The sequence below is a fragment of the Pseudoalteromonas sp. McH1-42 genome (assembly GCF_022347845.1).
Lineage (GTDB): Bacteria > Pseudomonadota > Gammaproteobacteria > Enterobacterales > Alteromonadaceae > Pseudoalteromonas > Pseudoalteromonas rubra_D.
In genome coordinates this window covers 1-25694 of sequence record NZ_JAKRFU010000001.1, presented here as the reverse complement: position 1 = coordinate 25694, position 25694 = coordinate 1, and the positions used below count along the sequence as shown (strand labels likewise).

The 25694-nt window shown below is 45.1% G+C and carries 20 protein-coding genes; 16 read left to right on the top strand and 4 right to left on the bottom strand.

Annotation, left to right across the window (positions count from 1 at the left end):
• The first annotated feature begins 31 nt into the window (after positions 1-31).
• The gene (locus MHN31_RS00100) at positions 32-1834 is read left to right on the top strand and encodes a DUF885 domain-containing protein (RefSeq protein WP_239443106.1); all 1803 of its coding nucleotides are present in this window, start codon (positions 32-34) and stop codon (positions 1832-1834) included.
• Positions 1835-1923: 89 nt separating this feature from the next.
• Positions 1924-2430 carry a YcgN family cysteine cluster protein gene (locus MHN31_RS00095; protein WP_239443105.1) on the top strand — a complete coding sequence of 169 codons (507 nt, stop codon included), beginning with the start codon at positions 1924-1926 and terminating at the stop codon, positions 2428-2430.
• 19 nt (positions 2431-2449) lie between these two features.
• Here the strand turns inward: MHN31_RS00095 and MHN31_RS00090 are convergent, their stop codons facing one another.
• The gene (locus MHN31_RS00090; protein ID WP_138539295.1) at positions 2450-3535 is read right to left on the bottom strand and encodes an MBL fold metallo-hydrolase; all 1086 of its coding nucleotides are present in this window, start codon (positions 3533-3535) and stop codon (positions 2450-2452) included.
• 133 nt (positions 3536-3668) lie between these two features.
• Here MHN31_RS00090 and MHN31_RS00085 point away from each other — a divergent pair, with 133 nt between their 5' ends.
• Entirely contained in the window at positions 3669-3935 is a 267-nt protein-coding gene (locus MHN31_RS00085) for a hypothetical protein (RefSeq protein WP_125556921.1), read from the top strand.
• A gap of 65 nt (positions 3936-4000) precedes the next feature.
• On the opposite strand, the gene MHN31_RS00080 is transcribed toward MHN31_RS00085, so the two are convergent.
• Entirely contained in the window at positions 4001-4951 is a 951-nt protein-coding gene (locus MHN31_RS00080; protein ID WP_194867206.1) for a carbohydrate kinase, read from the bottom strand.
• Complete coding sequence (locus tag MHN31_RS00075; protein ID WP_239443104.1) at positions 4948-6141, bottom strand: AGE family epimerase/isomerase; 1194 nt, start codon at positions 6139-6141, stop codon at positions 4948-4950. The genes MHN31_RS00080 and MHN31_RS00075 overlap by 4 nt, the downstream gene beginning before the upstream one ends.
• A 170-nt stretch (positions 6142-6311) precedes the next feature.
• Between MHN31_RS00075 and fucP the strand changes: the two genes are divergently transcribed.
• From fucP to asd, 13 genes are all read left to right on the top strand, one after another.
• Positions 6312-7583, top strand: coding sequence for an L-fucose:H+ symporter permease (gene fucP / locus MHN31_RS00070; protein WP_125556917.1), 1272 nt, complete (start codon positions 6312-6314; stop codon positions 7581-7583).
• Positions 7584-7772: 189 nt separating this feature from the next.
• Positions 7773-10124, top strand: a complete 2352-nt coding sequence (locus MHN31_RS00065) for a GH92 family glycosyl hydrolase (RefSeq protein ID WP_275446701.1) — start codon at positions 7773-7775, stop codon at positions 10122-10124.
• Positions 10124-10876 carry a basic secretory family protein gene (locus MHN31_RS00060; protein WP_239443103.1) on the top strand — a complete coding sequence of 251 codons (753 nt, stop codon included), beginning with the start codon at positions 10124-10126 and terminating at the stop codon, positions 10874-10876. The genes MHN31_RS00065 and MHN31_RS00060 overlap by 1 nt, the downstream gene beginning before the upstream one ends.
• A gap of 223 nt (positions 10877-11099) precedes the next feature.
• Positions 11100-12989, top strand: a complete 1890-nt coding sequence (locus tag MHN31_RS00055) for a methyl-accepting chemotaxis protein (protein ID WP_125556911.1) — start codon at positions 11100-11102, stop codon at positions 12987-12989.
• Between the two features lie 187 nt (positions 12990-13176).
• Positions 13177-13929 carry a DUF3450 domain-containing protein gene (locus tag MHN31_RS00050; RefSeq protein WP_194867211.1) on the top strand — a complete coding sequence of 251 codons (753 nt, stop codon included), beginning with the start codon at positions 13177-13179 and terminating at the stop codon, positions 13927-13929.
• A gap of 10 nt (positions 13930-13939) precedes the next feature.
• Positions 13940-15310: a MotA/TolQ/ExbB proton channel family protein gene (locus tag MHN31_RS00045; RefSeq protein ID WP_010381296.1), complete on the top strand. Its 1371-nt coding sequence runs from the start codon at positions 13940-13942 to the stop codon at positions 15308-15310.
• Positions 15311-15312: 2 nt separating this feature from the next.
• Positions 15313-15840 carry a MotA/TolQ/ExbB proton channel family protein gene (locus MHN31_RS00040; RefSeq protein WP_010381299.1) on the top strand — a complete coding sequence of 176 codons (528 nt, stop codon included), beginning with the start codon at positions 15313-15315 and terminating at the stop codon, positions 15838-15840.
• A 20-nt stretch (positions 15841-15860) separates the two neighbouring features.
• Complete coding sequence (locus tag MHN31_RS00035; protein ID WP_010381303.1) at positions 15861-16271, top strand: biopolymer transporter ExbD; 411 nt, start codon at positions 15861-15863, stop codon at positions 16269-16271.
• Between the two features lie 9 nt (positions 16272-16280).
• A complete protein-coding gene (locus tag MHN31_RS00030; protein WP_239443102.1) occupies positions 16281-16886 on the top strand; it encodes an energy transducer TonB in 606 nt (201 codons plus the stop codon).
• Between the two features lie 17 nt (positions 16887-16903).
• On the top strand, positions 16904-18208 hold the full coding sequence (locus MHN31_RS00025; RefSeq protein ID WP_239443101.1) for a tetratricopeptide repeat protein: 1305 nt from the start codon (positions 16904-16906) through the stop codon (positions 18206-18208).
• Between the two features lie 172 nt (positions 18209-18380).
• The gene (locus MHN31_RS00020) at positions 18381-20120 is read left to right on the top strand and encodes a hypothetical protein (protein ID WP_239443100.1); all 1740 of its coding nucleotides are present in this window, start codon (positions 18381-18383) and stop codon (positions 20118-20120) included.
• Positions 20121-20209: 89 nt separating this feature from the next.
• Positions 20210-22897, top strand: coding sequence for a TonB-dependent receptor plug domain-containing protein (locus MHN31_RS00015; RefSeq protein WP_125556903.1), 2688 nt, complete (start codon positions 20210-20212; stop codon positions 22895-22897).
• A gap of 602 nt (positions 22898-23499) precedes the next feature.
• Complete coding sequence (asd, locus tag MHN31_RS00010) at positions 23500-24612, top strand: aspartate-semialdehyde dehydrogenase (protein ID WP_239443099.1); 1113 nt, start codon at positions 23500-23502, stop codon at positions 24610-24612.
• A 704-nt stretch (positions 24613-25316) separates the two neighbouring features.
• On the opposite strand, the gene MHN31_RS00005 is transcribed toward asd, so the two are convergent.
• On the bottom strand, positions 25317-25694 hold a 378-nt coding region (locus tag MHN31_RS00005; RefSeq protein WP_239443098.1), incomplete at its 5' end, for an integrase core domain-containing protein.

The following is a 25694-nucleotide window of genomic DNA, read 5'->3' as shown; positions in this document are numbered from 1 at the left end:
TGCGATATAGACTAAGAGTAAGGTTACAGACATGATAAGAAAAACCCTGGTAGCGCTCATCGTTGGTGTTGCACTGACTGGATGTGAAGCAACATCCGTCAATGTGCAGTCTCAACAACACAGTGTTGAGCAAGCGGATGCGAATACGCAGATGATGACGCTTGCACAGACTTACTTCGATGAAAGCATTACGCTCAGCCCGTTATCAGCCACTTTTTTTGGTATGTCTGAGTACAACGATAAGTTCGAGCCACCGCTTGGACCTGATAGTCTTGCACAGTCACGCGCATTCACTGCTCGATATCTCGCACGCCTGGAAGCGCTTGACCGCAGTAAACTGAGTGGACAGGCAAAACTATCTTACGATATTCTCCATTATGAGCTGGTGCAAAGCAAAGCTGCTGAACAGTTTGATGATCAGTTTATGCCCATTGACCAAATGTATGGTCCTCATCACGTGTTCGCAGCCATGGGGTCCGGTGAAAGCGCGCAACCTTTTAAAACGGTTGATGACTACAGTAACTTCCTTAAACGCGCTGATGGCTTTATTATCTGGTTGCAGTCTGTGCAGGCTATGATGACCCAGGGTATTGAGCGCAATGTCGTATTACCGCGTGCAATCACACTCAAAGTGATCCCTCAATTTAGAACGCATGCTGTTGATAAAGCAGAAAACTCTGTTTTCTGGGGACCAATCCAGAATTTACCTGATTCATTTTCTGATGAAGAAAAACGCCAAATTTCGCAGTCTTACAAACATTACATCGAGCGTACTCTGGTACCAGCATATCGCGACATGGTGAGTTTTTTAGAAACAACTTATTTGCCTGCATCCAGAGCGTCGGTGGGTTATAGTGCGTTACCCAATGGGCAGGCCTGGTATCAGCACTATATCAAAGAAAATACCACGCTTGATATGACCGCAACCGAAATCCACCAGCTGGGTCTGAGTGAAGTGAAGCGTATTCGCGACGAGATGAGCAGTGTTAAAGAGAAAGTGGGTTTCGAGGGAGACCTTCAGGCATTTTTTGAGCATCTGCGGAACAGCGAAGAGTTCTATTTTCAGTCTGAGGCCGAGTTAATAAAGGCCTATGAAGACGTGAAAAAGAAAATCGATGCACGCGTTCCTTTACTGTTCGATATTAAGCCAAAGGCTGATTATGTCGTTAAGCCTGTTGAAGCCTTCCGTGCAGCGTCCGCCCCGGGGGCATCCTATGAGAGTCCCGCTCCGGATGGCTCAAGACCCGGTGTATTCTATATAAATAGCCACAACCTTAAGGCACAGCCTAAGTTTATTGTTGAAACACTATCTATTCACGAAGCCGCACCTGGACACCATTTTCAATTGGCGTTACAGCAGGAAATTGATGATTTGCCAGAGTTTCGCAAATTCGGAGGCTCAACGGTATTTGTCGAAGGCTGGGCATTGTATGCTGAAAGTCTGGGTAAAGAGCTGGGATTGTTTACCGACCCGTACCAGTGGTATGGACGATTGTCTGACGAACAGTTAAGAGCGATGAGGCTGGTGGTGGATACAGGTTTGCATGCCAAAGGTTGGACACGCACTCAGGCTATTGATTTTATGCTTGATAACTCTTCGATGGCGAAAAGTGATGTAGAAGCAGAAGTAGAGCGTTATATCGCCTGGCCCGGGCAGGCCGTGTCTTATAAAGTAGGCCAGTTTAAAATCAGACAGCTCAGAGAGTATGCCGAGCAGGAGTTAGGTGAACGGTTTGATATTCGCGCCTTTCATAATCAGGTCTTGATTGATGGCGCTGTTCCCATGCCTGTATTAGAAGCTAAAATTCAGCGCTGGGTCAAATCCCAGAAATAATCCCACCACACAGAAGCAGGGCAGTTTTGCGCTGGCCTGTTTCTTCTAGTACAATTTGCGGCCCTTAAGTATGTGGCAAGTTCAGCGTTATGACTACAACTCCTTTTTGGATAGAAAAATCACTTGAAGAAATGAACCAGCAGGAGTGGGAGGCCATTTGTGATGGATGCGGTAAGTGCTGTTTACATTCCTTTATAGATTCTGACGATGAAGAGGAAGAACAATTTAGTAGCACTGATGTACTCAGGGAAGGGGAAGAGTTACTTTACACTGACGTTGTGTGTCAATACAGTGATGCAAATACGTGTGCCTGTACACGATATACTGAGCGCCAGACACTGGTACCTTCTTGCGTACAGTTAACCAAAGATAATCTCAAAGACATCTTTTTTATGCCACAATCCTGCAGTTATCGCAGGTTGCACGAAGGACGCGGTCTGGCAAGCTGGCACCCGTTGCACCATGGCGGCTCAAAACAGGTAATGCATGACGCCGGGATAAGTATCCTGGGCAAAGCTATCAGTGAGAATGACGTAGATCTTGAAAATGACTTCGAAGATCACATCGTTACCTGGCCTGAGCAGGATGCCGATTAATGCCTGTTTGTGACTTTGCCTAGAAAGTCACGCTTTCTCCCTCATTGAGTATGTAGACAGGGCGTGTTGGTGCCAGCGTTTGTTTTACGTGAAGTAGCCGAAACAGCGCAGAGTGGGAGGTTAAATCTCCCATTTTCCAGCTCATATTGCCATATCCCCAGGGCACTACCTGCTCACAGTTAAGATCATCGGCGGCTGCTAACATGTCTTCTGGTGTTAGGTGGACATTTCTATACCAATTACCATATTCCTCATGGTGATACGACGCGATTGGCAGCAGGCAAACATCAATATCACCGTATTTCTTTTGTATGTCTTTGAAGTGAGCAGAGTAGCCAGTATCTCCTGCGTAGAACAATGTTTTGCCCTGATACTCGAATAACCAGCCGCCCCACAATGTAGCATCGTTGTCTTCGGTCAGGTAGGGCACGATCACTCGGCTGCTGAAGTGGTGTGCGGGCACAAAGTGCACGGTGAGCGCTTTTTGCTGTGCACTTGCATACCATGCCATCTCGTTAATTTTGTATCCGCCATCAGCAAAGTAATCAGCAAATCCGAGCGGGGTATAGTAGGTTGGCTGAGTTCCTAAGGCGGCTATATCTGCTTTATTAAAGTGATCATAATGTATATGGGAATACACAACGCCTGTTAGATTGTCCAATTCAGAGCCAGCGGGCCAGTCTGGTTCGGTGCGGTAAAATCCGCCAGTCAACTTAAAACCCAGGTCAATTGGCCAATCAAACTGTTCACTCACAGGGTCTACGAGCACTTGCTGTCCATCAGGCATAGTTAGCAAAAAGCTTGCATGGCCCAGCCATTTTACCTGAAAGCCGTACTTGCTTTCGACATGGGGTTGCTCACCCACATAGGTACATCGCTCCATATTTTCCTGACACTCAATGAAAGGGGTATCCGGGTAACAGGATTCTTCACAAGTATAGGGGTAGCTTTCTGGCTGTTTGTAGAGGTTGGCAAATCTGTCTGTATATCCTTCCGTGACTTTATATTTGACCACTGTATGTTCTGATTGCGTGATCTCAACCTGGTTCGCGATACAGGCGCTAAGGCAGACGGCGAAAGGAAACACTACAAAGGGTTTGTTCATGAATCGGTTCTTTTCTTATTTTTTTACTGTGATACGCTTGCGCCTAGCATAGCATAATTGATCAGTATTAAATCAAACGCTTAGATGTAAGCAGGTATGAATGTACCTGTGTTTTTATCGACGAGAGTAGAGAATGGACAGAGTTGCGCCAGAAACCTGGTATGCGGTTGGGTTATTTTTTTCGCTTATTTTGGGACCTTTTATTATTGGCTGGGGTGTCATGAAGGTATATCGCCGATACCGCCCGAAAACGCAGTCAATGCAGAATGAAAGTTCAGTGTCTGTGGTTGCTCAGCTGAGTGCACAGCGGGATGGCTTTTTTAAACTTTATCTGGTTGGTCTCATAATTTGCTTACCGCTTTTCTACTATGTTTACACCGAATATCTGATCCACATTTAAAGTGTCAAAGACCAGACCTGTGTATAAGAATAAAGGCGCTTCCGTGCACCCACTCTCACAAATCTTTATGTAATATCTTTATGCCCGGGCAAAGAATCGAATGCCCCATAACGGGTCACCGCATAAGCACCACAGCGGCTGGCATATTCGACAGCTGAGTTTACGCTATTTGGGTCGCCCAGTAATGAATCGATAGGCTGATTTTGTTGCTGGCGGATGAGCGTTGCCAGTAACCCTCCTACGAATGCATCTCCGGCTGCGGTGGTGTCTACCGCTTTGACATCAGGGACATTGACAGACCCTTCAAATGAGCGTCCATAAAATCGAACCGGATTGCCACCATCTGTAACGATGAGCAGTTTTACATTTGCGGCCATAATCGCATCGATGGTATGTGATTGTGGCAGACCCGGATGACTTTGGGTATTTAAAAACTCGAGCTCTTCAAGTGACAATTTCACAATATCTACGTTGGAAATAACATGCCAGATACGCTTTGAGCAGTGCGTCAGGGATGTCCACAGGTTTTCTCTCAGATTCATGTCAAAGCTGGTGGTCATCCCCTTTGCGCGTGCCTGAGTCAATGCAGATAGGGTTGTTTTATAGATGTTGTTTTCTGTCAGGCTATTGCTACAGACATGCAACAGTGAATGGGTGTCAAACATCTTTGTGTCAAAGTCATCTGCGCGAAATAGCAGATCAGCCGCTGGCGGACGATAGAAGCTGAAGCTCCTCTCTCCTGAGCTATCCAAAGAAACAAACGCCAGCGCCGTTTTTGCTTTATCTGTGCTGATCAGGTAATCACAATTTACCTGGTGATGTTGCAGTTCACGTTTGATAAACTGGCCAAACATATCATCGCCAACCATCCCACAGAAGCTCGCTGCAATGCCCTGACGGGCTACAGCGACTGCGACATTGGCAGGCGCGCCGCCTGCATACTTAGTAAAAGATTCAGGCTCTTTACCATCAGACAGAAAATCTATCAGGGCTTCGCCAAAACATACTAAACTCATTGTTTCTCCTGCCCGAGCTGCTTAGCTCTTAGTACTTCGTAACAGGCGCCCATGGTGTGATAGTCGGTTTTACCAGCAGGACTTTTCTCGTTGCTGTACTTTTCGTTACGACTGTCCAGGATCCTATACCAGGCACCATGTTCATGGTCTATCATATTGTCCCAGCAATACTGCCATATTTTGTCGTACCACTGCCAGTAGCGGTCTTCGCCCGTAGCGTGAGCAAGCAGGGCGGCGGCGGCAAAGCTTTCAGCTTGAACCCAAAAATATTTGTCGGCGTCACAGATACTATTGTCTGGTGCGAAACCATAGAAGATTCCGCCATGCTCTTTGTCCCAGGCTGTTTCAAGCGCAGTGTCAAACAGGTAGCGCGCACGCTCTATCATCCAGTCTTGTGGCTTGTGTCGATATAAAATCAAGAGTAACTTGCTCCACTCGGTCTGGTGGCCAGGTTGAAACCCCCAGGGTCGGAAAAGGTGCTTGGGATTATCCAGATTATATTCCCAGTCTATCTGCCAGTTTTCAGAGTAGTGCTCCCAAATTAGGCCATCAGCTAGCTCGGCCTGCTGTACTGTCATCGTGAACGCCAGGGTATGAGCACGTTCGAGAAACTTATCGTCACTGGTGGCCTCGTAACACATTAACAGCGCTTCGCACATGTGCATATTGGCATTCTGACCACGATAAGGGTCTGCGATACTAAAATCGCTGTTATATTCGTCCAGGTACAGCTGGTAATCGTTTTGAAAGTATCTTTCTTCTAACATGCGCCAGACAGATTCAATGGTGTCCGCGGCTGAGTTAATTCCTGCCTTAAGTGCGACGGCATTGGCAAGCAGCACAAAAGCGAGGCCGTAACAATGATTGGTGGTGTCTTCAGCCTGATTTTTATTGATCACCCAGGCATATCCACCATTTGGTTGCTTATGCACCGTCTCCAGAAAATCCAGACCGTGACGTACTTGGTTCAGGTACTCAGGTTCCTGGGTCTGCAAATAGGCCATCGCATAATTAAAAACAAACCGGGTACTGGAAACCAGATGACGAGCATGCTGATTGTAAACGGTGCCATCGTCCAGAAAATAGTGGAAGAAGCCACCACTGGGGTCGATACATCGAGGGTGGTAAAAGCCCATTGTCCGGTTAATATGCTTAAGTAAGAAGTCGTCGTTTTTGAAATTTATAGACATAACCTTTCCAGTCTGTGGTTATTCGGCCTGAGTCTAGTGACTTGGCGGTACTCTCTTTGCGTCTTACTTTAGCACCAACAAAATTAAATTGGAACGGTCCAATAAAACATTTGTGATTTTTCTGTAACAGTGTGTAGAATCACTGAATCCTATAACACGGAGTATTCCAAGTGAGCGAAATCAACACTAACCAAAGTTATGTTGCCAGTGGAGATGCAAAGAACAACAACTATTTGTTACCACTGACGGCAATGACCACCCTGTTTTTTCTATGGGGATTCATAACGGTACTTAATGATGTACTGATCCCGCGTCTTAAAGCGGTGTTTGACCTGAGTTACACCGAAGCCATGCTGGTTCAGTTTTGCTTCTTTAGCGCCTATTTTATCGTCTCTTTACCTGCTGGAGCTTTCCTGAAACGGTATGGCTACAAAAATGGTGTATTAACCGGCCTTGTTGTTGCTGCGGCTGGCTGTCTCTTGTTTTATCCAGCGGTTGTCGTGCATGAATACTGGTTATTCCTGACTTCTTTATTTGTATTGGCATCAGGTATTACAGTGTTGCAGGTGTCTGCTAACCCGTATGTTGCAGCACTAGGTCCGGAAAAAACAGCGTCCAGTCGATTGAACCTAGCGCAAGCGCTGAATTCTCTCGGAACTACGGTTGGTCCGGCTGTCGGTGGTATGCTGTTGTTTGGTGCAGGCGCTAGCATGGCGACAGATGCGAGTGCTGACTCTGTTAAAGTCCCTTATTTGATACTTGCAGGCGCCTTGTTGTTGATAGCCGCTGTATTTGCATTTCTTAAATTGCCGACAATCGAAGCGCACACAGAAGAGGGTGATTGTAAGGCACGTGGTCACAAGCTGACAGAAGCCCCACATCTGGTTATGGGGGTGGCTGCCATATTTTGTTATGTTGGTGCAGAAGTTGCGATTGGCAGTTTCCTGGTTAACTATTTTGCAGAGCCTTCGATTGCTGGCATGGAAGAGCATACGGCAGCAAAATATATATCTTATTACTGGGGTGGCGCTATGGTTGGCCGCTTTATTGGCTCTGCCGCGTTGCAAAAAATCTCTCCTTCTAAAGCGCTGATGTTTAACGCCATTGCAATAATTGCGCTGTTGCTGCTCACTATGTCAACCGACGGTAAACTGGCTATGTTTGCGGTACTTGCGGTGGGTTTATTCAACTCAATCATGTTCCCGACGATTTTCTCTATTGCCATCGAGGGACTCGGGTCACTAACCAGCAAAGGTTCAGGTTGGTTGTGTCTGGCAATTGTAGGTGGCGCGCTGATCCCTCTGGTTCAGGGTCTGGTTGCAGACAGCGCGGGTATACAGATCAGCTTTGTTGTGCCTTTGGTTTGCTATGTATTTATCGCATGGTACGGCCTGAATGTGGTGTCTTTTTACAAACAGTGGCAGCAAAAAGTCGATAGCTAATTATCATATTTTCAAGCCGGCCTCAGTGCCGGCTTTTTATCCTCCCAACGCATCATTTTTAACTTCTCACTTTTTATCTTTGCATTTATTTCTTATCCTGTTTCTATTGAATACGTATTCATTTGCGGTGTAAGATAGTGTTAATTGGAACGGTCCAAATAATAACAATTAGGTATTAAGGAGAGGTGCATGTATCGCATCGTATCAGTAGCGACTATGGCTACTTTGATATCTGTCTCATCACTGGGGATGGCAAAAGAGTCAAACACTCAGTGGGTAGACCCATTTATAGGCACCGGCGGAGACGGTCATACGTTTCCTGGTGCGGTTGTCCCTTTTGGTATGGTTCAGCTCAGCCCGGATACGGAAAATCCAATGCGTGGGGTATCACCGCAGCCTGAAATTTACAAGCGGTGCGCAGGTTACCATTATGATGACACCACCATAGTTGGTTTTTCTCATACGCACTTTTCTGGCACGGGCCACTCGGATCTTGGTGATTTGCTGGTTATGCCTATTAGCGGGGAGGTTAAAACCGACCCCGGCACCGCAGAAAACCCAGACGCGGGCTATCGTTCGCGATTTTCGCATGATCAGGAATGGGCTGAGGCTGGTTACTATGGGGTAGAGCTGCAAGATTATAATATCAAGGCAGAGCTAACGGCCAGTCCCCGTGTTGGTATGCACCAGTACACGTTTAAAAATGGCGGCGAGGGTCATGTTCTGTTCGATCTGACCAGTGCAATTTATAATTTTGAAAACAAAGTGATTTGGAGTGATATTCGCAAGATCAATGACACCACACTGGTTGCTTATCGAGCAACTAACGGGTGGGCGCGTAATCGCCAGATGTACTTTGCCATTGAGTTTTCTCAGCCAATAGATAGCTACCGTTTCATCAATGAAGACAACATGCGCTATCGTTGTATGGATTGCCTTGGTAAGGAAAAGCACTCAACGATTGAAAACAAAGCAGTCAAAATGACAGCGGGCAAAGCGGTTAAATTCGTAGCCAGTTTTGACAATGTAGAGAGCAAACCGCTGCAAATCAAAGTGGCGCTGTCTGCTGTCAGTCGCAGTAATGCACTAGAAAACCTGAGGGCAGAGATCCCGCACTGGGACTTCAACAAAGTACGCAAGGCCGCCAATGCTCAATGGGCATCTTATTTGGACAAAGTTGATGTAGAAGGTACTCGCTCTGAGAAGCGTCAATTTTACACCGCACTGTACCATGCATTACAGGCACCCAGCCTATATCAGGACGTGAACGGGCAATATCGCGGTGTAGATGGTGAAATTCATGATGGCAAGGATTTCGAGCATTACACACTTTACTCGCTGTGGGATACTTATCGCGCGCTACACCCTCTGTTGACCTACATAGATCCAGACAGGGTTTCGGGTATGATCCAGTCAATGTTGGTGCACTATCAGCAAAGCTACGAAAAAATGTTACCTATCTGGTCGTTCCACGCACACGAAACCTGGACCATGATTGGTTATCACGCGGTCTCTGTTATTGCTGATGCTTACCTTAAGGGGATCCGGGACTATGATGTTGATCTGGCCGTAGAAGCTATCATTAACACCGCAAATAACCCGGTTTACGATGCAATTCCGGAATATAAAAAGTACGGGTATGTTCCTATGGATGTGCTACCCGAATCCGTTTCTATTACGCTGGAATATGCTTATGACGACTTTGCTATCGCCAGAATGTTTGAAGCCATGGGTAAAAGCGAGCAGGCTAAGCACTACTATGCCAGGGCAATGAGCTATAAGAATGTGTTTGATCCACAAAGTGGCTTTATGCGTGGTCGCGATAGTCAGGGCCGCTGGGATCCTGAATTCAACGCATTTAAAGCGAAGTACATGGGACCTTTCACGGAAGGTAACGCAATGCAGTACAGCTTTTACGTGCCGCAGGACGTCGCTGGCCTTATTGAGTTAATGGGTGGAGATGAAGCATTCACTCAACGACTGGATGAGTTGTTCGATACGCCACTATCACATGACATGATTAAAGAGCACGAGGACATTGCGGGCCTTATCGGTAATTATGCGCACGGCAATGAGCCTAGCCATCACATCGCTTATTTATATAACTATGCGGGTAAGCCATGGAAAACCCAGGAACGTATCCGTCAGATTATGGATACATTGAGTTCAGACAAGCCTGACGGACTTGCTGGTAATGACGACGTTGGCCAAATGTCTGCCTGGTATATCTTCTCTGCAATGGGTTTTTATCCTGTAGCACCGGGCGATCTGGCTTATGCGATTGGTGCGCCTCAGACACCCAAGGTCACTTTGAAGCTGGCAAACGGCAAACAATTCACAACCACAGCTGTGGGTTTGAGCGATACCAATAAGTACATTCAGTCAGTCACTCTCAATGGCAAAACGCTGCAACGCAGTTACCTGACTCATGGCGACATTATGGCTGGCGGAGAGCTTAAATATGTTATGGGTGACAAACCGAATAAACAATGGGGCAAGACTTTTACTGCCAGACCGCCTTCTTTGTCAGAGTATAAATAATGAAAGCGTCTACGATATGTACCGCAGCCTGTGCGATACTGATGTCGGCATCACTATCTGCTGCAGAGATAGACACACAGCTAAAGCCACTCGCTTTTGATGCTGATATTGCATGGCAGCAGTTTGCGCTGCCAAATGTCACAATCAGAAATTTCAGCGAATCTAGCCCCGAGGTTTGGCAGTATGTTGATATCAGACTGATAAGGCAGATTTCATATAATGTTGCAAGGCTGCTCTATAAGGATATGTCTGTGGCCCCTCAGCTGCCTGAAATTGAAATCATTCTGGAAGACATGAAAGGGGTTGCGTATAAAGAGGGGGATTTTAATGGTGCGAAAATACACATCAGCGCTCAATACCTTGCGAAATTTGCCGAAGGTAAATCGCAACAAGCATTGTATGATGAGTTGATTGGTGTGTTATACCATGAGATAGCTCATGCTTATCAATTTGATGATAACAACTACAAAGAAATAGGTCCTGTGATAGAAGGGATTGCGGATGTGGTGCGTATGAAAGCCGGATACGTTGATCCGGGCTTTCGTAAGCCCGGCGGTAACTTTGACTCAGGATACAAAACCACTGCGTTTTTTATCCACTGGCTTGAAGCAACCGGTTACCCGAACCTGCTGGTTGACCTGAATGGACAGCTAGACCCAAATGATGACACACAGTGGAGTTGGCAGACTTTCTCTAAGCACTCAGGGATTGATTTGTCGCTTAGCTGGAAGGCCTATCAATCACAGCTGTAGCGTTTTTTGATAATTATTGTGTGTCATACAAAGGTGAGAAATATCTCACCTTTTTTCGTTCCTGAAGTTGACACTTGTTTAATAACCATTCAATTGAAAAATAAATCGTGAAAACAAGTGTATAATTGACTTAAGACAGTAAAAGTTTCGCCGATAAGGTAAGACAAACTCGTTAAGATTTGGTAAAACAAATTTGTATTAGCAGAATTAAGACAGGATCCCCATGTTTAGTGCGCTTAAATTTACAACTAAAATAACACTGGCCGCTTCATTGGTGCTGGTGATCGTGCTCTCCCTTTTTACCGTGAACAACTTTATTCTGATGCGCTCGCAAACTCAGGCTCAGCTGACTCTGGTATTGCAGGAAATCTCTGAATCTGTGTCACAAAACATTGCAAACTGGTTGAATGACAGGCTGGATATTGTCAGTTCTGTAGCCAGCGGCCATCGCCGTGATGATGCAACCGCTGATATATTGCGCCGGGTACAAACTGCACATGAAGCCGGACACTTTAAGAATACCTTTATTGGTACGCCAGACGGCCAGTTCGTCCTGAACGATACGACGGTGGTGTTACCAAGCGACTTTGATGCCACCCAAAGGCCCTGGTATAAACTGGCAGAACGTAAAAGAGATACTGCATTTACGACCCCTTATATAGATGTAACCAGTAATGAGCTGACCATCACAGCTGTGGTGCCTATTATGAACAATGGTCGCTTCTCTGGTGTTGCCGGTGGCGACATAGATATGGCCACCATCACTGATATCGTCAATGAAATTGATTTTCTTGGTTATGGATATGGCTTTTTGCTAGACGCCGAAGGGCGGATCCTGAGCCATCCGGACACGCAGCTGAATGACAAACCAATGGTGGATTTATTTGGCACTAAATTACCCCTCACTGAAGCGTTCGCAGAGTTAGAAATCGATGGTAAAGAAAAATTGGTTTCCTTTGTGGCTATGCGCGGCATCAAAAATGTTGATTGGTATTTAGGCGTAGTTATAGACAAAGAGATTGCCTATAGCTCTGTCGCATCATTTCGCAATATGGCGCTAATTTACATGCTGGTGGGTGTCGTGGTGATAGTGGTGATGTTACAACTGTTGCTCAAATACCTGATGCGACCTATGGTTCACCTGAATGAAGCAATTAAAGACATAGCGCAGGGGGAAGGTGACCTGACGCGTCGGCTGGATGTAGAGAACAACGATGAATTTGGTGAGCTATCGAATTACTTCAACTTGTTCGTAGACAAAATTCACGAGAGTATCTCTAAAGTCAAAGAAACCACGCTAGCACTTGAGCAGGTTATGGCTGGGCTACAATCCCAAACTCAGGGGGCCCTGGACATTTATACTGAGCAAACCAAGCGTACTGATAGTGTTGCTACAGCAATTAACCAACTGTCATCCAGTGCGGTTGAGATTTCTAATAATGCCAAGCATGCGTCTGAGCTTGCTACTGAAGCAAACAGCCTGTCGAGTCAGGGGCAGGTTGCATTAAATGCCAACATTGAAGAGATTGGTTCTCTCAGCGCTAAAATGCAAAAAGCACAATCGACAATCGATGGTCTGGATAAACTGACCGCAAGCATAGGTCAGGTGTTAGAAGTCATCAAAGGGGTCAGTGAGCAAACTAACCTGCTGGCACTCAATGCCGCGATAGAAGCGGCACGTGCGGGTGAGGCCGGTCGAGGGTTTGCTGTGGTTGCTGACGAAGTCAGGCAGCTTGCACAGCGTACCCAAGAGTCGACACAGGAAATTGAAAATACTATTGGTGAGCTGCAACAGGGTTCAGCATCTGCCGTTGCCGTGATGAAATCAAGTATTGATGATTCCAGTAATAGTGCTGAACAGGCCCAATCTGCTGGAACTAAAATGCAGGAAGTTACTCACGCTATTGACTCTATTGATGGTGTGAATCATGCCGTTGCGAGCGCAACACAAGAGCAGAATGCAGTGATCCAGTCCCTTGACAGTGACATTCACGGGATAAGTGATTTATGTGTTGAGGGCAGCGACAGCCTGACAAAAACATTGCAAGAATGCCAGACGCTAAAATTGCAATTTGATGAACTCGAAAATATGCTCGCCAAGTTTAAAGTATAACCCTGTCATAGGCTGCATGAATGCAGCCTTTTTTATTTGTTGCATCAAAATAAATAATCCCTTCCATGAACTATATATGACATCTGTAACCTAACTGTATTGTTAGCGCAACATGGATGTCATTTAGGCACATTAGACTGCACGCAATTCCAATATAGCAACAAGCAAATATTAAAAGGTGTATGCGATGAAGTGCGTTAACCACTTGCTATTAGCAGGTATGGTCGCAGTTGCGGCCAATGCTCAGGCAAATGATCTGAACCAAGTCATTGACTCAAGTTCGAAAATCAATCAGTCCGCTCTACAGTCTCAAAATAAAATCAACTCGATTGCAGACGATATGCAGTCAAGATTACAGAAATTCAGAACGCTGAATAAAGAGATCGATGGCCTGGTAGTGTATAACGGCCAACTCGATAAGCAGATAAAAAATCAACTAGAAGAAATGGCTGCTATCAATGAGTCAATGGATCAGGTATCCGTGATCGAGCGTCAAATCACCCCTCTGATGATGCGCATGATCACAGGTCTTGATCAATTCGTTTCTCTGGATGTGCCGTTTTTGAAAGAAGAACGTGCAGAGCGTATTGCTAAGCTACAGGCAATGATGGACCGCGCAGACGTTTCTTCCAGTGAAAAGTTTCGTCGTGTTCTAGAAGCCTATCAGGTAGAAGTTGAATACGGTCGTACGATTGAAGCGTATTCAGCTCTGTTAACTGTTGATGGTCAGGAACGCGAAGTTGATATGCTGCGCATTGGACGTCTTGAACTTCTTTATGTAACGAAAGACGGCAGCAAAGCTGGTAGCTGGAACAAAGACAGCAAGTCATTCACAGCACTGCCAGACACCAATATCAGTCAAATCAACAAAGGTATCCGCATTGCACGTAAGCAACTTGCCCCGGATATGTTAACTCTGCCAATTCAGGCTGCAGAATAAGAGGTATATGATGAACTTTTTTAAATCTTTCAGCCTAAAAACCGTTATGGCAGCGACATTGGCGCTGTCGAGCTCCGCATTTGCAGCCGAGCAGGCTATGGACCTGGATACGCTGTTAAAGCAACTTGAACAAGGCCAGAGTGCACAAAATGCACAAAACGCTCAACGTGAAGCTCAATTTAAAGCACAGCAGAGTGAGCAGGTAAGAATGCTTCGCGAGTTAACGTCTAACCGCGATGGTGAGCTAAATCGTTCAGAGCGCCTCGAGACTCAGTTTGAAGAAAACGAAATTAAACTTGGTAACCTGAGCGATACGCTTTCAAAGCGCATGGGTTCACTAAAAGAGTTGTTTGGTGTTCTGCAGCAGGTTGCTGGCGACTCAAGCAACAAGTTCCGTACCTCAGTTGTTTCTGCAGAAATTCCTAACCGTAGCGCCTTTATGGACGATATGGCAAAACGTATGGGCTCAAGCACAAAGCTTGCTTCAATTGAAGATATTGAGAAGGTGTGGGTTGAGCTGCAGCGTGAAATGACGGAGCAGGGTAAAGTATCTCGTTATACGTCAGACGTTATTGTTGCTGGTGGTACTAAAACGCAAAAAGAAGTACTTCGTGTTGGCGCATTTAACCTGATTGCAGACGGTAAATATCTGTCTTATAACCCAGAAACTAACACATTGTCTGAACTAACGCGTCAGCCAACGGCTCGTTTCACACAAAGTGCTGCTGAGCTTCAGAGTGCACAATCAGGCATTGTTGATTTTGCCCTTGACCCGACTGGTGGTTCAATCCTGGGTCTGTTGGTTCAGGCGCCAAACACTAAAGAGCAGGTTGAGCAAGGTGGTGCAGTAGGTTATGTCATCCTTGGTGTTGGTCTGCTGGCATTATTGATTGCGCTAGAGCGTTTCGTATCACTGATGATTATGGGTGCCAAGATTAATCGCCAGCTGAAAGACTCGGTTGCACGCGAAGACAACCCGCTGGGTCGTGTAATGAAAGTTAAAGAGCAGTATCCTGATGTTGCATACGATACGCTTGAGCTGAAATTAAGCGAAGCAATTCTGCGTGAAATGCCAAAAATTACCCGTAACCTGACACTGATTAAAATTATCTCGGTAGTCGCGCCACTGTTGGGTCTGTTAGGTACCGTAACCGGTATGATTAACACCTTCCAGGCAATCACACTGTTCGGTACAGGTGACCCGAAACTAATGGCGGGTGGTATCTCTACGGCGCTGGTAACAACGGTACTTGGTCTGGTAGTGGCTATCCCAACCGTATTCCTTTACACCCTGCTTAACACTCGCTCTCGTAACCTGCTGCTTATCTTGCAAGAGCAAAGCGCTGGAATCATCGCTGAACGTAGCGAGAAAGGAGCGTAATTGTGGTTCTTTTAGTAGATGCAATTAATGCGCTACGTGAGTTCCTAGATACAGGTGGCCAGGTTCTCCTGGTCATCGGACTGGTCACTTTTCTGATGTGGCTGTTGATCCTCGAACGTTTCATGTTTGTTTTCGGCAAATTCAGAACTTATCGCAAAGATCTACTGAATAGCTGGAGCAGCCGAGAGGAGAGAAACAGCTGGAATGCAGAGCAGATACGCCAGGCCATGATCTCACGAGCCGGTATTCAGCTTAACAGTAATCTGCCTTACATCAATGTGATGGTTGCCTTATGTCCGCTATTAGGTTTGCTAGGTACGGTCACCGGTATGATAGAAGTATTTAATGTAATGGCAATCACAGGTTCCGGCAGTGCGCGTTCGATGGCAGCCGGAGTGTCTAAAGCCACTATCCCAACAATGGCGGGAATGGTTGGCGCGCTTTCCGGGGTATTTGCCTCGACTTTCTTACAACGTAAGGCAAAGCGCGAAGTAGAACTGTTAGAAGACAAGCTGTTGCTTGATCACTAGAAAAGATTTGAGGAAACATAATGAGAGCTCCATTAGCTAAGGTTTTTCAGGAAGAAGAAGCCGAAGAAATTAACATGACACCCATGCTGGACGTTGTATTTATCATGCTTATCTTCTTCATCGTAACGGCGTCATTCGTTAAAGAAGCCGGTATTGATGTGAACCGCCCGGAAGCCGCAACAGCGGTTAAAAAGCAGCGTGCAAATATCCTGGTTGCGATTTCTGACAAAGGTGAGATTTGGATTAACAAACGCCAGGTTGATATTCGCGCTGTACAGGCAAATATTGAACGTCTTAAAGCGGAAAATCCTCAGGGAAGCGTTGTTATTCAGGCAGACAAAAAAGCAACGACTGACACCTTAATCAAGGTAATGGATGCATCTCGTGCCGCAGGCGCGTTTGATGTCTCAATTGCTGCACAGGAATCATAGGATTAGAAAATGCGTTACTTACTAGCACTCGTTATTGCAGGTATTGTGACTTTTTTCTTGTTTCTCGGTATGCAAGCACTGATCACAGGCGGCGAAGGTAAGATGGATGAGCCGGTAAAAGGCAATGTTCTTGACTTTGTACGCCTGAAAAAAGAAGAAACAGTTCAGAAAAAAGAACGCAAACCACAAAAGCCGCCAACACCAAAAGAGCCGCCTCCGCCAATGGATGCACCGCAGATGCAAAGTAATAATCTCGATGCAGCTGGTGCTGACTTCAATTTTAGCGCAGATGTGGCAGCCGATGTAGCTCTTGCAGGTGGTTTGGCGCTTGAATCCAGCGATGGTGAATATCTACCAATCGTTAAAGTGGCACCTGTTTATCCAAGACGTGCACTTTCTCGCGGAATTGAAGGCTATGTCATCGTTGAGTTTATCGTAACTAAACAGGGCACAGTGAGAGATCCTGTTGTCGTTAAAGCTGAGCCCGAGAATATTTTTGAACGTGCGGCAATGGATGCAGCGTTGAAATTTAAGTACAAGCCTCGTGTTGTGAACGGTGAAGCGGTAGAAGTGGCCGGAGTTCAGAACAAGATCTCATTCCAGATCAACGGCTAACAGACAAAGGTGCGATTATGAAACTATTTAAAAAAGCTCTGTTGGTAAGTGCATTGAGTTGCGCGGGTCTGGTGGCGCCAAGCTTGGTCTCGGTGTTACCTGGGGTAGACCTGGCTGTTGCTCATGCAGAAACTAAAACTAAGCGAGTTCCGGCACTGCGTGAAAAGGTTTACAGCCAGCTTGCACGTGCACAAAAACTGGCTGATGACGGTGATGTCAAAGCTGGCCTTGAGGTGCTCGACTCCATCAAGGAACGCTCAGGAAGTATGAACTCTTACGAAATTGCCATGATGCACAATTTCTATGGGTTCATCTACTACAACGAAAACCAGCTTGATAAAGCTATCGGTTCTTTTGAGTTGGTTGTCGCAGAGGAAGCGATCCCAGAATCATTGAGATTATCGACAACCTTCAGTCTGGCACAGCTGGCGATGGCAAATGGTGATTACAAGGCAACGGTTGATTATTTAGATAGATGGAAGAAAATAAATACCCAACCAATTAAAAGTAATTACTACGTATTAAAAGCGCAGGCTTTATACCAGGATAAAAATTATCAATCAGCGGTAGAGAATATCAATATAGCTATATCGTTAACAGAGAGTGAGGGAAATGTACCTAAGGAAAACTGGTTGGTTTTACAAAGGGCATTATACTACTCATTAAGTCAGCCACAGAAGGTCGCTGATGTACTCGAAAAAATGGTTAAGCTGTTTGATAAGCCTGAATACTGGATTCAGTTGGCGGGTATGTTTGGCGAGTTAGGCGAAGAGAAAAAGCAATTGGCTTTGCTGGAAGCGGCTAAGCAGAGAGGCTTTATTCAAAAGCGCAGTGACATTATTCAGCTCGCTCAGGTTTATCTGTTTAACGGTTTACCATACAAAGCCGCGATAGCCTTGGACGAAGGTATTAAAAAAGGCGTGGTTGAAGGCAATGCCAAAAATTACGCATTTATTGCTGAGGCTTATGTACAGTCAAAAGATGAGAGTAAATCGATAGACTACTTTGTTAAGGCAGACAAAGATGTCAGCCATGGTAACTACCTACAGCGCATAGCTGAAGTGTATATCAACCTGGAAAAGTTTGATGAGGCCGCAGATGCAGCCCGTAGCGCACTGGATAAAGGGGATCTTACCTTTGAATCAAATGCGTATGTTGCACTGGGAATGGCACAGTATAACTTGAAAAACTTTGATGCCTCTATACTCGCATTTGAGCAGGCAGAAAAGCACAAAAAGTCGGCTAACCTTGCCAAGCAATGGATAAAATACGTTAAGCGAGAAAAAATTCACGCTGAAACGTTAAAGCAAGCTTTGTTATGATTTTATAATCGCAACACCAAAGCCGCCTTCGGGCGGTTTTTTTATGCCTGAAAAATAAAAGTTCTTACCCTAAATAGATACTTTCATTTTTTTGAAAATAAACAGACACACAAATGAAATATATGGTTTATATGATAACGCCAGCTCAAATAAACACTCAACGGAGAATAAAATGAAACTTACTGGGTTATTCAAAGTAAGCCTTGTTACATCTGCACTTGTACTAGCTGGTTGTGGCGGTGACATCGAAGTAACACCGACTGTAAACGATACAAGCGTTACAGATTCAAATAACACAACAACAAATAATAATACTAACACAGGCGGCGATAATTCCGGTGGTGACAACGGTAATGGTGGCGATAACGATGGTGATAAAGATCCAGTTGTTACTAATCCATGTGTAAGCCGTACCGTTGCAGGCGTAGAAGTTAAGGGTGAATTCCGTAACGACAAACACTGTTACTATGATTCTTCATTTGCAAGCAAAGCACTAGAAATTAAAGAGGACATCACTTTTGATGCTCTACCAAATGGCGGCGCGCATGTTTTTGCTGGCGCACTACTAATTGGTGAAAACTGCGATACTAGCTCAAACACAGGTTGTACGGTACCAGAAACAGGACCAACTCTGATTGTTAAGCCTGGTACAACTATGGCGTTTGCTTCAGGTGAAGCGATTGTTCGTATCGCACGTGGTGCAAAAATCATGGCTGAAGGTACGGCTGAGGCGCCAATTGCCTTTACTTCAGCAAACGCAATACCAGAGTTTGACCTTACAGAAACTGGCCCTCAGTTCGCAGATTGGGGTGGCATCATGATCAATGGTAAGGGTCTGACTAACCAGTGTACCAATGAAGAGCGTGCAGCAAACCTGTGTAATGCAAAAACTGAAGGTATTACCAGCCATTTCGGTGGAACAAATAATGCCGACAACAGTGGTAATATCAAATTTGCACAAATCTGGTATGCAGGTTCTGGCCCGCGTGAGGGCGGTGTAGGTGACGACCTTAACTCACTGACTCTGAACGGTGTAGGTTCTGGCTCTAGCTTTGAATTCCTTCACATTCACCAGGGTTTTGATGATGGTATCGAGTTCTTCGGTGGTGCAGCTAACCTTAAAAACATAGTAGTTACTGACACACAGGATGACTCAATTGATATCGACGCTGGCTGGCAAGGTAAGGCTCAGTTCATCTTCATCAAACACGGCACAATTAAAACTAAGAAGCCTGTAACTTATACCGGTGAAGATGATGATGGTAATAAAATTACAAAAATCATTGACGCGGGCACAGATGGCTTCATGGGTAACAATGGTTTCGAGACTGATGGTGAAAAGAACAAAGGTGCAGAGTACGATGATGTTCAACCGTCTAATCCTACTATCGCAAACGTTACTGTAATTACAACAGACGGTAAGTCGATTCGTGACAACGACCCATCACAGGCTGCAACATTTGATGATGCAATCCGTGGTCAATACTACAACACATTATTCGTTAAAGCGGACAATGCAGAAAATGGTACAGCGTGTCTTCACTTCAAAGATGACGATGCTGCACAAAACGCGACTAACGACGTTCTTAACTTCCACAGCTCTGTACTTGCATGTGTGAAGAATGTAACTGATGGAAGCAAAGTTTTGCCTGGCAACGAGTCTTACACAGCGTGGTGGGATAACGCAGGTTCTAGTGAAATCCTTGACAAAGCAGGTGACGTACTGGCTGATGACGGCTTCTCTACCAACAAAGAGTCTGCAGACATCACAGTTGCAGCAAATGACCTGAAGTCTCTGAATGATGATTTCTTCGAAGAAGTTGACTATGTAGGTGCGGTTTCAAGCACAGATACTACAAGCGATTGGTACAAGTGGGTTGAAAAAGCACTGGAAGCTGCTGACAAAGACTAATCCCTGCGATTACTTTGTGTTAACTCAATAAGTATTTCGAAGTAGGCGCATTGATTGCGCCTTTTTTACGAGTTTTATCAGGATTGCAAATGAATACGCAGATAAAATTAAGAAAAGTCGCTTTGGCAGTAGGTGCTTCTTTGTCAGTTGGTATGACTGCGCCCGTGTTTGCTGAAGAAGCGCAGGAAATCGAAGAAGTGGTAGCTGTCGGTTCACGCTTACAAGGCAGTGCTGCGGCCGTGATTGAAGAACGTAAAAATCAGGCTTTCGTTGCAGACATTCTTGGCGCAGAGCAATTGTCGCGAACAGGCGACAGTGATGTTGCATCTGCACTTCGCCGCGTAACGGGTCTGACGCTGGTAGATGGCAAGTTTATCTATGTGCGTGGCCTGGGTGAACGTTACTCAAGTGCACGTTTAAATGGCGCGGCAGTTCCGAGCCCGGACCTGACCCGTAACGTTGTACCTCTAGACATATTCCCATCAAGCATCATCGAGAGCCTGGCTGTTCAAAAAGCTTATTCGCCTTCCATGCCTGCGGCGTTTGGTGGTGGCAACATCGACATTCGTACTAAGTCTGTTCCGAGCGAATTTGTCGCTAATATCGAAGTCGGTGTTGGCCAGAATTTGAATTCCAGAGATGGTTTTACCTACAACCGCAATGAAAATGGGATCCCTGTTGCTGTGCAAACAGCGGTGGTGCGTTATCGGGGTGACCTGTCATTACGCGGTATTGTAGAGCGAGAAGGGATTACTGGCACAGAAACCCAAACCGCCGCTGATCAGGCTACTGCACTGAATAAGGCATTGGTTTTGGAATTGCCTCGTGATATCCGGGTTAAAGAAGAGTCACTAGATCCTAATTACGATGTGAAAGCCAGTATTGGTAACAGCTTTGATGAAGATTGGCTGGGTGGCACCATTGGCGTGTTGGCGGCTGTATCTTACGATAATGACTGGAAATACTCTGAGCGTATGACGGCAGTGCTGGATCAGTCATTTGACGAGTCTTGTACGACTAAGCTCGAAACAGCCGAAGACGCCGCAAATTCATGCTACGTGACGGTTAAGGACTCTAAGGTAACGACTCAGACAGAACGCATGAGTGGTGTATTCAATCTGGGTTATAAGTACGAACAACATAATGTTTCTTACTCAAAAATTTACCTGGAAGATACAGAAGACGAATCAGAGCTGTCTCTTGCACAGAGCCCAAATGGCAGTACTGTAAGAACGATTGCCGCAACCAACCAGGCCTATCGTACATACGACTTCAATTACGAAGAGCGTATTTTGGACATTGATCAGGTTGTCGGTCAGCATACCTTTATGGACTATATGGGTATCGGTGTGGACTGGCAGTACACTGAGTCTAAAGCTGAAACTAAGATCCCTACTAACATTGATTATGATTTCATCGATAACTATAACGAAGACCAGACATATCAGGATTCGATAGTCACCGGTGATGACAACCGTATTCTGTATTCTTATACAGAAATGGAAGACAATGTTAAATCTTATAGCGGCAACCTGACATTGCCTGTATATCTGGAAGATGTCGAACTGACATTCAAAGCGGGTTACGACTTTGTAGACCGTGCTCGTGTGTATTCGACTTCCAGCTTCGCTATCCACAACGAAACAAACATTGCTATTCCGGTTAATACTGGTTCAGAGGGCATCAATGACATTACGGCTTATCTGAACGATGATTTTGTTGCTAACAACGATTTTCTAGTCGGCTTCAATGAGCCAACCGCGCCCAGTGCTGATGACTACATTGCAGCTCAGAAAATCGACGCTGGCTACTTTGAGTTTGACGCTATTTTCAATAATACCTGGCGTTTAAGTGGCGGTATTCGCTATGAAGACTTCAAACAGGTGTCGATTGGTACATCAAGCTTGATTTTTGATCGTATCACGCACAGTACTATCTATTCGGAAGAGCGTATCCTGGCTGGTACAGTTAACGAAGATGACTTTTTCAATGCGCTATCGATGACCTATCTGGGTGGTGAGAAGTATCAAATCCGATTTGGTTATGGTGAGACAGTCGTTCGTCCTGACTTACGTGAATTGGTACCGGTATCTTATTTCGATCCGCTTACCGACATCCGTACGTTCGGTGTTGCAGGTTTGAAAAGTAGTGAATTGGCTAACTATGACGCCCGTTTCGAATACTATATGGATAACGGCGACAATTTCTCCGTTGGCGCTTTCTATAAAGACATCACTGCACCGATTGAAACTGTTTTACAAGTTGGTGACGAAGATTATACGGCCACTTTCGTTAACGGTGAAACCGGCGAAGTATATGGCGTTGAAGCTGAATGGCTATACGATTTGACTGGTGTCGCTAGCGGCTTATTCACTTCTGGTAACATTACTCTGAGTGATTCAGAAGTTGAAATTGACCCTGCAAGGGCGGGTAACCTGACTAACCCAACTAAGCGTATGACAGGCCATTCTAAGTACGTAGTCAACTTGCAGCTTAACTACGATTCTGCAGATGGTCAGCACAGTAGTTCACTTGTATATAATGTGTTCGGTGAACGTATTCTGGCATCTGGTATCGGTGGTCGTGAAGACGCGTTTGAGCAGCCATTCCATTCACTAGACCTTGTTTACACTTGGTACCCGGACTTCAATTCACAGGTTAAGTTCAAGGTTCAGAACTTACTCGATGAAGAGCAAGAAGTGACTCAGTCTGACTATATAGTGCGGCAAAAAGAAGTAGGCACCAGCGTGAGTCTGAGCTACAAGTACGAATTCTAAGTTAGTTTTTTAGAAATCCAAAAGCCTTCGGTCTGTTGAGTTCCGAAGGCTTTTTTTATCCAACATTCCCCCTTGGAAACTCGCCAATATTCTTGCATAAAACTGAATTTCAGAAGAGTATGCTCGTCAAAAGGTGGGTACAAAATGAAAGTGATGCCTGTTTGACCCTTTTGTGGTGTTCGTAAATTTGCTCTAAGTCAATTTTTGTGGTTTAAGTTGGTGATAAGGTTAAACTTATGTGACATTTGCGGTTTTGCCAAATTGGGAAAATATTTTCTTACTTTTCAGATCGTTGTAATCAAAATTTCTTGAACCCTTGTTAGAATTAAGCCATACTTTGTTCTCACATACAAAATCAGAATTTTGGCAATTAGAATGAGTTTCTGATTGCTAACTACCCAGTTCTAAACTGTTGCTTAGGCGACAGTATGGGACACAACCTTTACATGTTGTATCCAAACCCCGCTTATGCGGGGTTTTTTATAATTTATGTACAAGTTTAACGCTAAAAGTATAGTTTCTTCAGGTAATGTTTGCTATTTTTAGACGTCTAGACATACCTCTCACGCAAAGTACTCAATGAATCAAAAAAAGGTAATACCATGAAAAAAGTAGGACTAATTGGTTGGCGTGGAATGGTCGGCTCTGTATTGATGCAACGTATGCATGAAGAAAGTGACTTTTCTGATATTGAACCTTATTTCTTTACCACATCTCAAGCCGGGCAGCCAGGACCGGAAGTAAACGGCGAGTCTAAAGCACTCTTGGATGCTTATGATCTCGACAGCCTGTCGCAAATGGACATTATTTTATCCTGTCAGGGCGGAGATTATACCAAGTCTGTATACAGTGACTTAAAAGGCAAAGAGTGGAATGGCTATTGGATAGATGCAGCATCAGCATTAAGAATGTCATCCGACAGTATTATTGTGCTGGATCCAGTTAACAAAGACGTTATTAAGCAAGGCCTGGAGCAGGGCGTTAAGACCTTTGTTGGCGGAAATTGTACCGTTTCTTTGATGTTGCTGGCACTTGGCGGCTTGTTCGAGCAAGACTTGATAGAATGGGTGAGTCCGATGACCTATCAGGCGGCATCGGGTGCCGGCGCGCGTAATATGAAAGAACTGATCGCCCAGATGGGTGACATACATGGTTCAGTTAAAGCACAATTGGACGACCCAGGTGCGGCAATACTGGAAATAGATAAACTGGTCGCTGAAAAGCTAAAATCCGACAGTTTGCCAACTGATCAGTTTGGCGTCCCGCTTGCTGGCAGCTTAATTCCCTGGATCGATGTACCAATGGAAAGTGGCCAAAGCAAAGAAGAATGGAAAGCTCAGGTTGAAGCAAATAAGATTCTGGGTTCAAGTAAACAACCAATCCCTGTTGATGGGATCTGTGTTCGAATTGGCGCAATGCGCTGCCATGCTCAGGCGCTGACGATCAAACTTCGCGAAGATATTCCTGTTGAAAAAATAGAAGAAATTCTGGCATCACATAACGAATGGGTAAAGGTGATCCCAAACGATCGAACGATTACGGAGCAGGAACTTACGCCTGTTAAAGTCACCGGTACGTTAAGCATTCCGGTCGGCAGAATTCGTAAATTGACTATGGGCCCGCAATACATCAGCGCATTCACTGTGGGTGATCAGCTCTTATGGGGCGCCGCAGAGCCTTTGCGCCGTATGCTTCGGATCATTGTTGAGCAATAAACTAGCTAATAACTGCCTGAAAATACAGCTACGGTAGATGCGTCAGAATTTGGCTCGAGAGGTAGATCTTTACTTAGTATCAGAATCTACCTCTTGGTGAGGCATAGCGCTAAGTTCTCCGGCTGATAGGCCGTGTACTGTGAGCTCTAAGGTATTCCAAGTTGTGATATCTCGTTTTAAGCTAATTGTTGAGGTTGGAAAACCGGAGAACACACTTGTGATACTCAAAATAGGACTAATTATTATATATCCTATAATTTACGTTATGTTAAATGTGGTTGTTTTCTAGTTTATGCCCTCATAGTATCTGTGTTATCTAGCCTATATCGGTATCAGCAATGGCTAACCTCTTACTTAAAGGTATAGATTTGCGTTCAATTTTGCTCACGACGTTTATCCGTCATTCGCCAGCTCTGATGTTTATAGTTATTAAACTTCTTACTCGGCCCCCGAAGAGCCTTTCTTTACCCCGTTCTTTTGCCAATTTTCAACAATGCTGTCGGTGGTCGATTTTGATAATGGTGATTCCTAGTAAAATAAAGACCGATACTAACCAGTATCGGTCTTAAGGGCAATGTGCTAGTTTTTATTTAACCCGAACTGCCTGGACTGTAGCCTTTTTTTCCATCTATTTTCAGCCTCGATCACTAAGTCTGAATTTCAATCTGTAACTCCACCCAACCTAGTACAGCTCATTAGTAGAATTATGCAGCCTCAAGGTAGCCAACAGGAGTCATGTCTTCCAGCGTATCGTGAGGCCTTTCATACTTGTAAATTTCTAACCATTCATCTGTGATTTCGCGTACTTGTTGTAGTGAATCGAACAGATATAAATCTAATATTTCTTCTCGATAACTGCGATTAAAGCGCTCCACAAAACCATTCTGATAAGGACTACCTGGCTGAATAAACTCAAGCTTTATATTTTTGTTCTGAGCCCAACTTTCCAACAAGCTGGATGTAAATTCAGGTCCATTATCAATCCTTATTTGCGACGGCTTTCCTCGCCAGGCAATCACTCGTTCAAGCGTTCTGATAACCCGCTCTGTGGTCAAACTGGTATCTACTTCGATGGCCAGTGC

Excerpts from the sequence above, each read along its gene's own strand:
- MHN31_RS00100 (WP_239443106.1), top strand. The coding sequence starts at position 32 with ATGATAAGAAAAACCCTGGTAGCGCTCATCGTTGGTGTTGCACTGACT.
- MHN31_RS00095 (WP_239443105.1), top strand. The coding sequence starts at position 1,924 with ATGACTACAACTCCTTTTTGGATAGAAAAATCACTTGAAGAAATGAAC.
- MHN31_RS00090 (WP_138539295.1), bottom strand. The coding sequence starts at position 3,535 with ATGAACAAACCCTTTGTAGTGTTTCCTTTCGCCGTCTGCCTTAGCGCC.
- MHN31_RS00085 (WP_125556921.1), top strand. The coding sequence starts at position 3,669 with ATGGACAGAGTTGCGCCAGAAACCTGGTATGCGGTTGGGTTATTTTTT.
- MHN31_RS00080 (WP_194867206.1), bottom strand. The coding sequence starts at position 4,951 with ATGAGTTTAGTATGTTTTGGCGAAGCCCTGATAGATTTTCTGTCTGAT.
- MHN31_RS00075 (WP_239443104.1), bottom strand. The coding sequence starts at position 6,141 with ATGTCTATAAATTTCAAAAACGACGACTTCTTACTTAAGCATATTAAC.
- MHN31_RS00065 (WP_275446701.1), top strand. The coding sequence starts at position 7,773 with ATGTATCGCATCGTATCAGTAGCGACTATGGCTACTTTGATATCTGTC.
- MHN31_RS00060 (WP_239443103.1), top strand. The coding sequence starts at position 10,124 with ATGAAAGCGTCTACGATATGTACCGCAGCCTGTGCGATACTGATGTCG.
- MHN31_RS00055 (WP_125556911.1), top strand. The coding sequence starts at position 11,100 with ATGTTTAGTGCGCTTAAATTTACAACTAAAATAACACTGGCCGCTTCA.
- MHN31_RS00050 (WP_194867211.1), top strand. The coding sequence starts at position 13,177 with ATGAAGTGCGTTAACCACTTGCTATTAGCAGGTATGGTCGCAGTTGCG.
- MHN31_RS00045 (WP_010381296.1), top strand. The coding sequence starts at position 13,940 with ATGAACTTTTTTAAATCTTTCAGCCTAAAAACCGTTATGGCAGCGACA.
- MHN31_RS00035 (WP_010381303.1), top strand. The coding sequence starts at position 15,861 with ATGAGAGCTCCATTAGCTAAGGTTTTTCAGGAAGAAGAAGCCGAAGAA.
- MHN31_RS00030 (WP_239443102.1), top strand. The coding sequence starts at position 16,281 with ATGCGTTACTTACTAGCACTCGTTATTGCAGGTATTGTGACTTTTTTC.
- MHN31_RS00025 (WP_239443101.1), top strand. The coding sequence starts at position 16,904 with ATGAAACTATTTAAAAAAGCTCTGTTGGTAAGTGCATTGAGTTGCGCG.
- MHN31_RS00020 (WP_239443100.1), top strand. The coding sequence starts at position 18,381 with ATGAAACTTACTGGGTTATTCAAAGTAAGCCTTGTTACATCTGCACTT.
- MHN31_RS00015 (WP_125556903.1), top strand. The coding sequence starts at position 20,210 with ATGAATACGCAGATAAAATTAAGAAAAGTCGCTTTGGCAGTAGGTGCT.
- asd (WP_239443099.1), top strand. The coding sequence starts at position 23,500 with ATGAAAAAAGTAGGACTAATTGGTTGGCGTGGAATGGTCGGCTCTGTA.